Source organism: Bradyrhizobium sp. AZCC 1577 (assembly GCF_036924575.1).
GTDB lineage: Bacteria > Pseudomonadota > Alphaproteobacteria > Rhizobiales > Xanthobacteraceae > Bradyrhizobium.
The window spans coordinates 1,851,750-1,866,070 of record NZ_JAZHRQ010000001.1; the positions used below are offsets into that span (position 1 = coordinate 1,851,750).

13 protein-coding genes are annotated in these 14,321 nt (G+C 62.8%); 6 read left to right on the forward strand and 7 right to left on the reverse strand.

Annotated features, from left to right (window positions below):
• Positions 1-66: 66 nt before the first annotated feature.
• A complete protein-coding gene (locus V1278_RS08645) occupies positions 67-699 on the reverse strand; it encodes a LysE family translocator (protein ID WP_334380317.1) in 633 nt (210 codons plus the stop codon).
• Between the two features lie 258 nt (positions 700-957).
• The gene (locus tag V1278_RS08650; protein WP_334380318.1) at positions 958-2,427 is read right to left on the reverse strand and encodes an FAD-dependent monooxygenase; all 1,470 of its coding nucleotides are present in this window, start codon (positions 2,425-2,427) and stop codon (positions 958-960) included.
• On the opposite strand from V1278_RS08650, the gene V1278_RS08655 reads away from it, so the two are divergent.
• The gene (locus tag V1278_RS08655; protein WP_334380319.1) at positions 2,416-2,730 is read left to right on the forward strand and encodes a hypothetical protein; all 315 of its coding nucleotides are present in this window, start codon (positions 2,416-2,418) and stop codon (positions 2,728-2,730) included. The two genes, V1278_RS08650 and V1278_RS08655, sit on opposite strands and share 12 nt — an antisense overlap.
• 26 nt (positions 2,731-2,756) lie before the next feature.
• On the opposite strand, the gene V1278_RS08660 is transcribed toward V1278_RS08655, so the two are convergent.
• Together V1278_RS08660 and V1278_RS08665 are read right to left on the reverse strand one after the other, a co-directional pair.
• A complete protein-coding gene (locus V1278_RS08660) occupies positions 2,757-4,031 on the reverse strand; it encodes a cytochrome P450 (RefSeq protein WP_334380320.1) in 1,275 nt (424 codons plus the stop codon).
• 32 nt (positions 4,032-4,063) lie between these two features.
• A complete protein-coding gene (locus V1278_RS08665; protein ID WP_334380321.1) occupies positions 4,064-5,335 on the reverse strand; it encodes a cytochrome P450 in 1,272 nt (423 codons plus the stop codon).
• 222 nt (positions 5,336-5,557) lie between these two features.
• Here V1278_RS08665 and V1278_RS08670 point away from each other — a divergent pair, with 222 nt between their 5' ends.
• The 3 genes from V1278_RS08670 (at position 5,558) to V1278_RS08680 (ending at position 9,210) form a co-directional block, all read left to right on the forward strand.
• Positions 5,558-6,730: an isovaleryl-CoA dehydrogenase gene (locus V1278_RS08670; RefSeq protein ID WP_334380322.1), complete on the forward strand. Its 1,173-nt coding sequence runs from the start codon at positions 5,558-5,560 to the stop codon at positions 6,728-6,730.
• Positions 6,731-6,927: 197 nt separating this feature from the next.
• On the forward strand, positions 6,928-8,085 hold the full coding sequence (locus V1278_RS08675) for a DUF898 family protein (protein WP_334380323.1): 1,158 nt from the start codon (positions 6,928-6,930) through the stop codon (positions 8,083-8,085).
• 21 nt (positions 8,086-8,106) lie between these two features.
• The gene (locus V1278_RS08680; protein WP_334380324.1) at positions 8,107-9,210 is read left to right on the forward strand and encodes a M48 family metallopeptidase; all 1,104 of its coding nucleotides are present in this window, start codon (positions 8,107-8,109) and stop codon (positions 9,208-9,210) included.
• A gap of 10 nt (positions 9,211-9,220) precedes the next feature.
• Here the strand turns inward: V1278_RS08680 and V1278_RS08685 are convergent, their stop codons facing one another.
• The 3 genes from V1278_RS08685 to V1278_RS08695 all read right to left on the reverse strand — a co-directional run bounded on the left by V1278_RS08685 (position 9,221) and on the right by V1278_RS08695 (position 11,878).
• Positions 9,221-10,219 (reverse strand): LysR family transcriptional regulator, encoded by a 999-nt coding sequence (locus V1278_RS08685; RefSeq protein ID WP_334380325.1) that lies wholly within the window; start codon positions 10,217-10,219, stop codon positions 9,221-9,223.
• A 152-nt stretch (positions 10,220-10,371) separates the two neighbouring features.
• Positions 10,372-11,106, reverse strand: a complete 735-nt coding sequence (locus tag V1278_RS08690; RefSeq protein ID WP_334380326.1) for a DUF2927 domain-containing protein — start codon at positions 11,104-11,106, stop codon at positions 10,372-10,374.
• Between the two features lie 175 nt (positions 11,107-11,281).
• Positions 11,282-11,878 (reverse strand): L,D-transpeptidase, encoded by a 597-nt coding sequence (locus V1278_RS08695; RefSeq protein WP_334364791.1) that lies wholly within the window; start codon positions 11,876-11,878, stop codon positions 11,282-11,284.
• Between the two features lie 229 nt (positions 11,879-12,107).
• Here V1278_RS08695 and V1278_RS08700 point away from each other — a divergent pair, with 229 nt between their 5' ends.
• On the forward strand, positions 12,108-13,655 hold the full coding sequence (locus V1278_RS08700; RefSeq protein WP_334364790.1) for an acetolactate synthase large subunit: 1,548 nt from the start codon (positions 12,108-12,110) through the stop codon (positions 13,653-13,655).
• Between the two features lie 147 nt (positions 13,656-13,802).
• On the forward strand, positions 13,803-14,318 hold the full coding sequence (locus V1278_RS08705) for a hypothetical protein (RefSeq protein WP_334364789.1): 516 nt from the start codon (positions 13,803-13,805) through the stop codon (positions 14,316-14,318).
• Positions 14,319-14,321: the final 3 nt, after the last annotated feature.

The following is a 14,321-nucleotide window of genomic DNA, read 5'->3' on the forward strand; positions in this document are numbered from 1 at the left end:
CGGCAGCGACGTCCGCATTCGAGACCCAAAGCGGACTAGTATACCCAACCGAGGTGACATCCATCACTAGGCTGGACGACGCTCCAGGCCGAGCTTGGCAGCAACCGCCAGCAACGAGAATCCGAGAATGTAGCGCTGCAGCCGAGCGAAATTGGAGGCTTTCCAAAAGATTGCGGCAACCCGCGAAGCTCCGAGGATCACGCAGCTGTGTGCGCACGCCGCTGCAATCACCTGAAGAAGGCCTAGCTGCACCGTCTGGCACAAAACATTGCCTTGCTCGACTTGGACGAATTGCGGCAATAGAGCCCCGTACATCAGGACCAACTTGGGATTCAGGATACAGGTGAAGAGCCCTCGACGAAAAAGAACAGCAAATGGCTCCGGCGCAACTTCTGAGGTAGCGAGTTGCCTTGAGGGAGTACGAAAGGCCTTGATAGCTAACCAAACGAGATAGAGCGCTCCAAGCGTCCGCACGACGTCGTATGCAATCGGAACGGTGTCAAAAATAGCTGAAAGCCCAAGCGCCGTAACAACCACATAGGCCATCATCCCCGTGCACACACCGGCGAGAGATGAGAATCCCGCTCTATAACCCTGGCAGATCGCACGCGAAGCGAGATACATAAGATTGGGACCCGGCGATAGCGCCATAGAAAACGCCAGCACACCGAAAGCCACAGCAGTCGAAACGCTGATCATCGCTAGATTCCCAAAAGATCCCGGTGCCGGGTAGAGAAGTCTGGCCTGGGACAGGTTGCCAACGCGCCAGACACGGATTTGAGTTCACAATACGGTTCGTGGAGGAAGCTGTCGATGTCTGGTTGTGTGAAGGCTTTCGGACGTCGGCCGCCGAATACGCCGCGCCGTCTCTCAAGCGGCCGGCATCCGAAACCGTTCACAGGGGCGGACATGGGCGGGCCGCCCGATCAGCGAGAGGTCGCGGCAAAACCGATGCAGCTACGTTGCGGCAGGCGGTCCGAACCACGTCGTTAGCGCGTCAGCGAGCCCGAGCTCAGTTTGCTCTCCAACCCAGGCGACATATCCGTCGGGCCTGATCAACACGGCGGTGGGCGCGGCAACCATGCCGATGGCTGGCAGCTCCCACGCACCGGCATATTCGGCGCTGATGAGCTGGATTCGATCCGCCCACGGCGTGATATCGATGCGGCCGGGATGACCGAGGTCGAGCAGCACGGGGCGGGCACCGTGCAGCAGAGTGAACACTCGCAGCGGACCGTCGGCGGTGACCAGGTCGAGATCAGGCATGCGGCGTCCGAGTAGCGGATGTCCCTCGCCGAGGTCGTAACGGATGTCCAGACCGGACATCATCGCGGCGAACCGCTTGCGCGGATCGTCCATGCCGAGGAGTTCGGACATGGTGTCCTGCAAGGCCTTGACGCGGTCGTCCGGGCGACGCATCAGCGCGACTTGCGCCATCGTGTTGCGCAGCACGCGGGCACCGACCGGGTGGCGCTCGGCGTGATAGGTGTCCAGCAGGCTTTCCGGCGACGTCTGCTTGACCACCTGCGCCAGCTTCCATCCCAGATTCACGGCATCCTGCACGCCGATGTTGAGGCCCTGTCCGCCCGCGGGATAGTGCACATGCGCGGCATCGCCAGCCAGCAGCACGCGTCCCTTGCGGTAGGACGCCGCCTGCCGGGTCATATCGGTGAATCTGGAGATCGAGGTCGGACTGTGGATGCCATAGTCGGTCCCGAAGACAGCGATGAGCGCTTCGCTGAGATCGCGCAAGGTGGGTTCGCTGGTGGATCCCAGGTGCTGCTCGGTCACCATGACCCGCACCGGCCCGCCATCCTCCAGCCTGCTCAGGCCATGAAGGCCGCGGGCGTCGTGGCGGATGCCCCATTCCGGCTCCTTGGCAATCTCGACCTCGGCGATCAGGTGGCTGGTTGTCGGATCCCAGCCTGGAAAGTCGATGCCGGCTGCTTTGCGGATCAGACTGCGTCCGCCGTCGCACCCGACGAGATACTTCGCCCGCAGGTACTTTCCGTCGGCCAGCGCGACATCGACGCCGCTGTCATCCTGCGCGATATCAGTCACCTCACGTCCGCGGTAGATCGGCACCGCCAGCTCCTCGACCCAGCTGGCGAGGATGCGCTCGATGTGGTTTTGCCACAGCGCGAGCCCGTAATTGTGCCGGGTGGGAAAGTCGCTGATGTCCAAACGGATCAAGGCGAAGCCTGCGACCTGGGCCACCTGTCCCTGCGACAAGAACCGGTCGGCGATGCCGCGCTGATCGAGAACCTCGATGGTGCGTGCGTGCAGACCGCCCGCGCGCGAGCCGACGAGCTCCTGGTTAGGGCGCCGCTCGACGATGGCGACGTCGATATCAGCCAACGCCAACTCGCCGGCCAACATCAGCCCTGTCGGGCCTCCGCCAACGATGACCACCGCATGCTCGGTCATCGCCACACGCCGGTCGTTTTCGCGGCTGCGATCAACCCGGCCCTGCGCGATCGGCGCGCCGACAGCAAATGCACTCATTTCGTGACCCCCGTAGGTTGTGGCTTCGGTCGGCGGTTCTACGGGATGACCGGGGTCTTGAAGCAAGCCCCTTGTGCGCTACATATTGAAGTGGGGGAAGACGGGTGTTCTGCTTTCCGGATATTTCCGGAAGACACAGCCAGCAGTGATCTCTGCCTGATCCACGATCATCAGGTTCGAATGTGGACGCCGCCTTTGGGCGGCTTTTTCTTTTGCGGCCTGTAGTGATCAGACGAGATTGCGCGCGCCGCTCACCCCGGAATGCGCACCGGCAACTGCTCGATGCCGCGCACGAAGCTTGAATAGACCCGCTTCGGCTCGCCGACCACCTCGATGCGGTCAAAACGCCTCAGCATTTCTTCCCACACGATCTTGAGCTGCAACTCGGCCAGCCGCATGCCGACGCAGCGGTGGATGCCGAAGCCGAACGACAGATGGGTGCGGGGACGGACGCGGTCGATGATGAATTCGTCGGGTCGCTCGATGCCTTCCTCGTCGCGGTTGCCCGAGACGTACCACATCACCACGCGGTCGCCCTTCTTGATCTTCTTGCCGCCGATCTCGGTGTCGACCAAGGCGGTGCGGCGCATATGGGCGAGCGGCGTCTGCCAGCGGATCACTTCCGGCACCATGGAATCGATCAGCGCCGGATTGTCGCGCAGCTTCTGATACTGCTCCGGGTGCTCGTTCAGCGCCAGCACCGAGCCGCTCATGGTGTTGCGGGTGGTGTCGTTGCCGCCGACGATCAAGAGGATGATGTTGCCCATCAGATTGTCGGGGTCCATGTGCCGCGTCGCATCGCTATGCGCCATCATCGACAGCAAGTCGTTCTTCGGCGGCGCGTTGACGCGCTCGTTCCACAGCTTCGAGAAATAGGCGTAGCATTCGTCCATCTCCCGCCGCCGCTGCTCGGGCGACTCCACGACGCCGCTCTTGGGCAGCGCGGTCGAGACGTCGGACCAGCGCGTCAGCTTGCGCCGCTCCTCCCAGGGGAAATCGAACAGCGTCGCCAGCATCTGCGTCGTCAGTTCGATCGAGACGCGCTCGACGAAGTTGAAGGTCTCGTTGCGCGGCAAATTGTCCAGCACCTTTTGCGAGCGCGCGCGGATCAGTTTTGCCAATTCGTCCAGATGCGTCGGGGTGAACATCGGCGACACCGTCTTGCGCTGCGCCGAGTGCCGCGGCTGGTCCATCGCGATGAAGCTCGGATAGTCGTAGCCGGGCGGCACGTCGCGGATCGAGATGCCGCCGAGCGTGGAGTCGGAGGAGAAGATGCCGTGATTGGTGTCGACATGCATGATGTCGTTGTACTTGGTGACCGACCAGTAGGGCTCGATCGGCGAATTCTCGCAATAGTGCACCGGCTCTTCCTTGCGCAGCCGCTCGAACCACGGCCACAGCGTGTCGTTCTGGAAAAGTTTTGGCGCACCGGGATGAAAGTCCTTCAGCGGCGTCGAATAGGCCTCCTCGCGCGCGGCGCGCAGCAGCTCTTTTTTGTCGGCTCTGATGGCAGTTTGAACGTTCATGGTTCGATCATCCCGGGTGAGCGTGAGCGCGGCTAGGCGGCGATGCGGACCGGCAGGGTCTCGTAGCCCTTGACGAAACTCGAATATACCCGCTTCGGTTCACCGATCACTTCAATATTATCGTACCGCTTGAGGATTTCTTCCCAGATAATCTTCAGTTGCAATTCCGCCAGCCTGATCCCGACGCAACGGTGGATGCCGAAACCAAAGGAAAGGTGGGTGCGGGGGCGGGCGCGGTCGATGATGAACTCGTAGGGACGCTCGATCACCTCCTCGTCGCGGTTGCCCGAGACGTACCACATCACGACCTTGTCGCCCTTCTTGATCTGACGCCCGCGGAATTCGATGTCTTCGAGCGCGGTGCGGCGCATATGCGCCAGCGGCGTCTGCCAGCGGATCACTTCGGGGACGAAACTGTCGATCAGCTCGGGGTTGTCGCGGAGCTTGCGGTACTGATCCGGATTCTTGTTCAGCGCATAGACGCTCCCCGAGAGCGTGTTGCGGGTGGTGTCGTTGCCGCCGACGATCAGCAGGATCAGATTGCCGAGGAAATTCTTCGGGTCCATGTCGCGCGTAGCATCGCTATGCGCCATCATCGACAACAGGTCGCTCTTCGGCGGCTGGTTGATGCGCTCCTTCCACAGTCTTGCGAAATAGGTCGCGCATTCCAACAACTCGGCCTGCCGCTGGTCCTCGGTCTCGACCAGGCCACCATGATGCGGAATCGTGGTCGCGATGTCGGACCATCGCGTCAGCTTGCGGCGGTCTTTCCAGGGGAAGTCGAACAACACGGCGAGCATCTGCGTGGTCAGCTCGATCGAGACCTGATCGACCCAGTCGAACGTTTCGTTCTTCGGAAGGTTGTCGAGGCATTCGGCGGAGCGCTTGCGGATGTTGATAGCGAGCTGGTCCAGGTGCGTCGGCGTGAACATCGGCGCCACCGTCTTGCGCTGCGCTGAGTGGCGCGGCTGGTCCATCGCGATGAAGCTTTCGCGGCGCAGGTCCGGCGCGACGTCGCGAATGGTGATGCCGCCAAGCGACGACGCCGAGGAGAACACGGCGTGGTTGGTCTCGACGTCCATGATGTCGTTGTACTTGGTTATCGACCAGTACGGCCCGAACATGCTGTCCCTGCAGTAATGCACCGGGTCGTCCCGGCGCAGCCGGTCGAAATACGGCCAGAATGAATCGTTTTGAAACAGTTCGGGATTGCCGACATCGAAATCCGCCAGCGGCATGGATTGAGCCGCATCGCGCGCGGCGCGCAGATGAGAATCTCCGGCGAGATCGATGGTTCCGTGCATGAGCCGCTCTCCCTGATTCCCCGTGCGAAGCATGCCGAACGGGTGATGTTTTACCCTATTACATCCCGAGCCTTGCCCCGGCGCAAGGGCGAGTTGGGCGCATTTGGCCGCATCGCAGTGCCGGCCGATCTTGGGCGGCGCGCGCGTATTTCGCCGCGTGACAAGTGTAGGCCCGGGTACTAAGTCTGTTTGAAACAACATTTAATTCGCCGGGAGGCGGCAATGATTCCCAACGCCCATCGGATGTTCAACTTCGACCTCGGCGAGACTGCGGACGCCATTCGCGAGACCGTGCATGCGTTTTCGCAAAACGAAATCGCCCCGCGCGCCGCCGAGATCGACCGCAGCAATCAGTTCCCACGCGATCTCTGGCCCAGGATCGGCGCGCTCGGCCTGCACGGCATCACGGTGGAAGAGGAATATGGCGGCGCCGGTCTCGGTTATCTTGAGCACTGCATCGCACTGGAAGAAATGTCGCGGGCATCCGCCTCCGTCGGCCTGTCCTACGGCGCCCATTCCAACCTCTGCGTCAACCAGATCCGCCGCAACGGCAGTGATGCACAGAAGCGCAAATACCTGCCGAAGCTCATCTCGGGCGAGCATGTCGGCTCGCTCGCGATGTCGGAGCCGGGTGCTGGCTCGGACGTGGTCTCGATGAAGACCCGCGCCGAAAAGAAGGGCGACCGCTTCGTGCTGAACGGCAACAAGATGTGGATCACCAACGGCCCTGAGGCGGACACGCTGGTGGTCTACGCCAAGACTGATCCTAACGCCGGCCCGCGCGGCATCACCGCCTTCCTCATCGAAAAGGGCATGAAGGGCTTTTCCACGGCGCAGAAACTCGACAAGCTCGGCATGCGCGGCTCCGACACCTGCGAACTGCTGTTTGAGGATTGCGAGGTGCCGGAGGAGAATGTGCTCAGCGAGGTCGGCCGTGGCGCCAATGTGTTGATGAGCGGCCTCGACTATGAGCGCGCGGTGCTGGCGGCGGGGCCGATCGGCATCATGCAGGCCTGCATGGACGTGGTGCTGCCCTACGTGCACGAGCGCAAGCAGTTCGGTGAGCCGATCGGCAGCTTCCAGCTGGTGCAGGGCAAGATAGCCGACATGTACACCACGATGAACGCCTCGCGCGCCTACGTGTACGCCGTGGCAAAAGCCTGCGACCGCGGCGAGACCACGCGCGAGGACGCCGCCGGTGCGATCCTCTACGCCGCGGAGAAGGCGACGCAATGCGCGCTCGACGCCATCCAGCTCCTTGGCGGCAACGGCTATATCAACGACTACCCGACCGGGCGGCTGTTGCGCGACGCCAAACTCTACGAGATTGGCGCCGGCACCAGCGAAATCCGCCGCATGCTGATCGGGCGGGAGCTGTTCGAAAAGACGGCGTAGCTCTTGCTCCTTCTCCCCGCTCTTGCGGGGAGAAGGTTGGGATGAGGAGCTCTCTCAACGCACGTGGTCCCAGTGTGGCGCGACGGCTCCGCCCAGCCTCAAACCCCGCAAGCTTCAATGCATGTGTGGGAGCTGGGTCACACAACAACCGGCAAATCTGTGGTTTGATCCGCTACCGTTCGCGTTGGAGTTGAACCATGAACCAGATGAGCTGGCCGCCGCAGGTGCCGCCACCGCAGCCCTTGCCCGTGCCGCCGCCAATGCCGGTGGCGTTTTCCGGCAGCCGCGGCGAATTCTTTGATCTGGTCAAACGCGGCGCCGGGCTGGAATTCGTCACCCTCGGCTTCTACCGGTTTTGGCTGCTCACCGACATCCGCCGCCATCTCTGGGCCAACACCCATGTCGACGGCGACGCCGCGGAATATACCGGCCGCGGCAAGGAATTGCTGATCGGATTTCTGGTCGCGCTCGCGATCCTGGTGCCAGTCTATCTCGGCTATTTTCTGGTCGGCCTCGAGGCCGAGCATATCCAGGCGTTTGCCAGTATTCCGCTGGTCGCGTTTTTCTATGTGTTCGGGCAGTTCGCGATCTACCGCGCACGCCGTTACCGGCTGACGCGCACGGTGTGGCGCGGCCTGCGGTTCTGGATGACCGGATCGGGCTGGATCTATGCCTTGCAGGCGACACTGTGGGGCCTGTTGTCGGCGGTGACGCTCGGGCTGGCGCTGCCGTGGCGCTCGGCCGCGCTCGAACGCTACAAGATGCGCCACACCTTCTACGGTGACCTGCAGGGCAGTTTTGAGGGGCGCGGCTGGGAGTTTTTCAAGCGCGGCTGGTGGCTATGGCTGCTGGCGCCCGTCGCCATGATGGTGTATCCGCTCGCGCCGTTTATCTACGGGGCCTTCAAGGCGATCGAATGGCGCTGGTGGCTGTCGGGCATCCGGTTCGGCGGCGTGCGTGTGGAATCGTCCTTGCCCAAGAGCGCGCTGATCGGCCTGTACTGGAAAGTCATCGGCTGGATCGTGGTGCTCGGATTGGTGTTCTCGGCCTACCTGGCGCTGGCGGCGGTATTGGTCGCCAGCATGAGTGGCGATGCATTCAGCGAGTTCTTCAAGTCGCAGGAATTCATGAAGAGCATTCCGCTTCTGGTGCTCGCGGGCATCGGCTACCTGGTGTTTGCGCTGACGATGAATATCGTGATCCGGGTCTATCTGTTGCGTGATCTCTGGGTCAGGGTGCTCGGATCGATCAATGTCAGCGGTATCGAGACAGCCGCCAACGTTTCGGCGCGCGGCGGAATGGCCAACGCGCTGGGCGAAGGATTCGCCGACGGCCTCGATGTCGGCGGCTTCTAAGGCTTCAGAGTCCTGATGGTCATGGATAGCGATACACCAACGCCTGCAAAATCGACCACGCTCGGTTCGGCGACCTATTTCGACGGAACGTCGAGCCGGCGGCGCATGGTGACGCTCCGCCTTGCCGACCGGCTCGCAATCGACGAGGGCGAACAAGCGCTGGCGGCGTGGGCCTACGCCGACATCCGCCGCGCCGACAGCCCGGCCGGTGTGCTGCGCCTGAGCTGCTTGACCGCGCCCGCGCTGGCGCGACTTGAACTTCGCGACAAGGAGCTTGCCAACGAGCTGGTGTCGCGCTGCACCAACATCGATGACCACATGATCGGCCGCCGCGGCGTTGCCGCCATCGTCGGCTGGTCGCTCGCGGCCGCGGCGTCGATCGTCGCCGTGGTGCTGTTCGGACTTCCGCTCGCGGCCGATCGCCTCACGCCGCTGGTGCCCGAAGCGTTCGAACGGCGGCTCGGCGATGTCGCAGACAGCCAGGTCAAGACGATGTTCGATGCCAAGGTGTGCGACAATGCCGCCGGGCAGAAGGCCTTCACAAAACTCGTCACCGCGCTTCGCGAATCCGCGGGCCTCGACACCTCGGTGCAGTCGGGCGTGCTGTCGAGCTCGTTGCCGAATGCCTTCGCGCTGCCGGGCGGCAAGGTCTATCTGTTCAACGGATTGTTGGCGAAGGCCGAGAACGCCGACGAGATTGCGGGCGTGCTGGCCCATGAGCTCGGCCATCTCAAGCATCGCGACAGCATGCGCGCAATGATTCACAACGGCGGCACGTCGTTCCTGATCGGATTGTTGTTCGGCGATATCACGGGATCCAGCGCGCTCATCTTCGGCTCGCGCACGCTGGTGACGTCGTCGCATTCGCGCGAAGCCGAGACCGATGCCGACAGTTTTGCGATCGACGTCATGCACCGGCTCGGCCGGCCGGCGAAGCCGACCGGGGAATTGCTGCTTCGGGTCACTGGAAAGGAGGGCAAGGGTCTCTCCATCATCTCCACCCACCCCTTGAGCGAGGACCGGCTGGCAAGGATGAGCCGGCAAGACCCGCCGGCCAGCGGGCCGCCACTGTTGACATCAGAGGAATGGCGATCGCTGAAATCGATCTGCGACGGCAAGATCTGACCGGGCTGGCTTATCTACGGGCGCTCTTCCGTGATCTCGCCGCTTCGATCGGTGCAGGTGCTGCACCGGCCGGCTTCAAGTCCCACACCGCCTGCATGGCCGAGAAGGCTTGTGCAATCATCGGCTCGTTGCGCCGCGACGTCAGGCAGGCGAAACCGAGATCGCAGGTTAGCGCCACCTTGTCGGCAATCACGAAATTCCGTTTGCTCGTGACGCGGTCGAGCACGCTGTCGCGGGTGAGGCCGAGGCCATTGCCACCTTCGACAAGATCGATCATGGCTTCTTCCTGATCGGCGAAGCCGATGCGCTTCGGCGATGAGCCGATCGGCCGGAACACGTCGTCGACCAGCCTCCGCTGCGCCGAGTCATGCGGCGTTCCGATCCAGGGCAGGTCGACGAGATCGGCCCAGCCCTTGCCTAGGACCTTGCCGCTCCATTGGCGAGGGGCGATCACGCGGTAGTCGAAGCGCGTCAGCGCCATGAGCTGGAACTTGCCATCGTCGATGGTGCGTTCGGACAGCATCCCTGACGTAAGCAATCCGGCTGGTGTGGTGTCGATGTAGTATCCCACGTCGAGCTCGCCTCTGCCGATCTGCGCCAGCACGTCCTCGGCCATGCCGTAGCGCAAGAAGACTTCGGTCTTCTTCGAGGAGATGGCGAGGCTTCGCACGAACGGACCGAGCCGGATCGACTCGGGGTCGAGGATCGTGCCGACGCGCAGCGTGCCCCGCAGCGATTCGCGCAAGGAATCCGCCGCGGTCCTGAAATCGGCCGACGCCGAGACCGTCCGATGTGCCAGCGGCAGCAGGGCGGCACCCGCCTCCGTCAGGGTAAAGCCGCCCGGCGTCCGGTTGAAAAGCTGCAAGCCGGTGCTCTCCTCCAGGCCCTTCAATTGCAGGCTGACGGCAGGCTGGGTCAGGTGCAGGAGGGTGGCCGCACGCGAAACCGTGCCTTCGCGGGCCACGGTGATGAAGCAGCGCAGAGCCTGGATCCGCGGCAGGTCGTTCATTTGAGAGACTTATAGCAAGCACCCATGACCCCCATTAGACAGGATTTGCTCTTGGAAGTCACAACCTTTCATCAATAAAACTTGGCGTTGTCATTGGAAAAAAGGTGGATAGCCCCGATTTGGGGGCCGAGACGGAATCGGAGCGCGGCCGGTCACTGCGGCAAGTTGTTGACCTTTCGTACCCAGGTGCGCACGTCGGCCAGCACGTCCGGCAGCAGCGCCTTGACCTCCTGAACGGTCATGCCGGGCTTGATCCGGGGATCGTAGAGAAGGTTGAGGAGGTATTGGTCGTAGATATCGAAATAGCCCCTCGACACATTGTCGTTGAACATGGTCCAGGGCACGGTCGAGGTATCGTTGATCGGCCCGAGCGACTGCAGCAATTCCTCATAGGCGCAGTCGAAGAAGACGAAGTCGCCATTGTCGACGGTGAGGATCACGTCGGAATGCTCGATTTCGAATTTCTCGTTCTTGCGAAAGCCGGACAGGCATTGCGGGTCGAGCGAAGAGCGAATCTGGCGCGCCCGCTCGCTGCCGTAGAAGGTCGCGATAGTGCGCTGGAGATCGCGGTCGCGCACCAGCTTGACCTGCACGTTGGCGTCTTCGCTGGTTTCGACCATGGCGATGTCGAGGTGCTGAACATGCGCGGCGATGTCGGCCACGATCTTCGCAAGCTGCGCCTTGCGGTCGGCGCGCGTGCCGTCGGCGAACACCCGCACCGGCCTGTCATATTTGCGGATGCGGTCGACGCGGCCGGCGAGATGATATTCGGCGCCGAAGGCGATCTTCAGAAAGCCCTCGACGATCTCGCTGTCGGTGAAGATCTTTTTCTCGGTGCGCTGACGCTGCGCGATGGCGGGAATATCGGCGAAGGCCGTGCACGGCATGAAGGTTTCGCCGAGTGACGCGGCGCACAGAGCAGCCGCTAGCATCCGTACATACAGGAATCGGCGGGGCGTGCGCATTCCAACAACGCTGCAGCAATTGGCGCGCGCGTGCAAGGCTTGAAAGGCTCGATCACACGCTTGCGCGCATGACACCCAATTCCGGGATGGCGATAGCCTAATTTCTCACGATAACCGGCGTGCCGATGCGGACGCGGCTATAGAGGTCGGTCACGTCCTCATTGGTCATGCGGAAGCAGCCGGACGAGACCGCCTGTCCGATCGTCTCGGGCTCGTTGGAGCCGTGGATGCGGTACAGCGTCGATCCCAGATACATCGCCCGGGCGCCGAGCGGATTGTCGATGCCGCCGGCCATGTGGCGCGGCAGATCCGGCCGGCGCCGGAGCATCTGAGCCGGCGGCGTCCAGCTCGGCCATTCCTTCTTCGCGCTGATGCGGTGGGTTCCGCCCCAGCGGAAGCCGTCCCGGCCGACGCCAATGCCGTAGCGGATCGCCTGGCCGTTGCCGAGAATGAGATAGAGCCGGCGCTCGGCGGTGTTGATGTAGATCGTGCCGGGCGCGTAACCGCCGGGAAAATACACGGTCGTGCGCGGGATCGGGCTCGCTCCGCTGGGCATGCCGGGTCGGAAGAAACCGGGGCCGCCGCCCATGATGTCGCGCGAGTCTTCAAAGAAAAAGAGATTTTGGGCCTGCGCGTGACCGGTCCCCACCAGCATCGTGATTGCTGCAAACAGCAAAGCAAAAGCCCGGATCATTTTTCTCCCTCGCGAAAAAATCTGAATATGCAGGTTGAGACAGGCCATAATTGCGGCGGTCGTGCAAGCAACGAGCCTGTGACCACAGCCATTTTCAGACGCCGCGGTTAAAAAAGGCAACACGCTGGAATCGATGGCTGCATTGTTCCGCTAAACCTTTGACGAAACGTGCGAACAATGTTTGATCGTTAGCGGTTCTTAAGAACAAAGCGCGAAGGGGAATGAGACCATGAACGGTGCGGAAAGTCTGGTGCGGACATTGGTCGCGGGCGGGGTGGACGTCTGCTTCACCAATCCCGGCACCTCGGAGATGCATTTCGTCGCCGCACTGGACCGGGTCGAGGGGATGCGCTGCGTGCTCGGCCTGTTCGAGGGCGTGGTGACGGGAGCTGCCGACGGCTATTACCGCATGAAGGGCACGCCGGCCTCGACGCTGTTGCATCTCGGGCCCGGTCTTGCCAACGGTCTTGCCAATTTGCACAACGCCAAGAAGGCCAATTCCGGCATCGTCAACATCGTCGGCCAGCACGCGACCTACCACATCGGCTACAACGCCCCGCTGACGTCAGACATCGAAGGGTTGGCGCGGCCGATGTCGTCCTGGGTGCGGACCTCGCCGGATGCCAAATCCGTTGCCGCCGATGGCGCGGCCGCGATCGCCGCCGCCAGGAGTTCGCCGCCGCAGATTGCCACGCTGATCCTGCCCGCCGACACTGCCTGGAACGAGGCCGACGGCATCGCGCTGGCGCCGGCGGAAAGCCAGCGCGCCAATTATTCCGCACAGGCCGTCGACAATGCCGCCAAGGTTTTGCGCAACGGCGGCGCGTCGACGCTGTTGCTGATGACCGGCAGCGCGCTGACCGAGCAGGGGTTGGCGCTGGCTGCCCAGATCGCGGGCAAGACCGGCTGCAAGGTGATGGGCCAGACCTACAATCCGCGCATGGCGCGCGGTCGGGGCCGGTTCGCGATCGACCGCATCCCTTACGTGATCGAGCAGGCGCTGCCGATACTGAAGGATTTCAAGAACATCGTACTGGTCGAGGCCAACGACCCCGTGGCGTTCTTCGCCTATCCGAACAAGCCGAGCATGCTGAAGCCGCAGGGCTGCGAGGTCCACCGCATGACCACCGGCGCGGAAAATTCCGTTGCCGCGCTGGAAGCGCTGGCTGGCGCACTGCACGCGCACCCGCAGGACCGGCAGCCGCAAAAGATGGTCGAAATCGCCAAACCGACCGGTGCGCTGACGCACGCCTCGATCGCGCAGGCGATTGCGATGGCGATCCCGGAAAACGCCATCGTGGTCGATGAATCCATCACCACCGGCCGCGGCTTCTTTCCGCCGACGGCCGCTGCCGCCCCGCACGACTGGCTGCAGAACATGGGTGGCTCGATCGGCTTCTCGACCCCGGTCGCGACCGGTGCCGCGGTGGCATGCCCGGATCGCAAGGTGATCTGCATGGTCGGCGACGGCAGCGCGATGTACACGCTGCAATCGCTGTGGACGCAGGCGCGCGAAGGCCTCAACGTCGTCACGATCGTATTCGCCAATAAGATCTACCAGATTCTTCGCGGCGAATTCGACGGCGTCGGCGCCGGCGAGCCGGGGCAGCGCGCGCAGGATATGCTCAAGATCGATCGTCCCGACCTCGACTTCGTGGCGCTTGCCAAGGGCATGGGCGTGCCGGGCCGCGCGGTCGCCAATGCCGACGACTTCAACAAGGCGCTGGCGGAAGCCGTGGCCGAACCGGGGCCGCGGCTGATCGAAGTGCAGATGTAGGGAACGACCATCGAAAGTTTTGAGCTAGCCGGAATGCCGCAATTATGAAATCGTCATTGCGAGCGTAGCGAAGCAATCCAGAAAGCCAGGAAACAAGACTGGATTGCTTCGTCGCTTCGCTCCTCGCAATGACGGTGCGGAGGCCAGATGCAGACTGAACTGGAGAAGGTCGTCACCGCACTTCGCGAGTTTTATGCATGCGAAACCTTCCTGCTCGAACGGGATGTCGGCGAGCGCGCGCTGACGCACCGGCTGGCGGTGCAGTTCGAAAAGCACTTCCCGGGCTGGGAGGTCGATTGCGAATACGACCGGCTCGGCGACCGTACGCTGCGGCTGCCGCACGGATCCACCGTCTCGACCGACGATCACCTCGCAAAATCCATCTATCCCGACATCGTGGTGCACCAGCGCGTCATTCCCAACAATCTGCTCGCGGTCGAGGTGCGCAAATCGGCCAATCACCAGCCGCTCGAACATGACCAGCACAAGCTGCGCGCGCTGACCGATCCGCACTTGTGGTTCGCCTACTGGATCGGCGTGCTGCTGACGCTGGGCAAGACCCACGTCGCGATGTCGGAGGTCTATACCAGCGGCGTTCTCGACCAGGCCCTGTCCGGCTGGTTCGCGCAGCGACTGAAGGATGCAGGGCTAAGCGCAGGTTGAAGT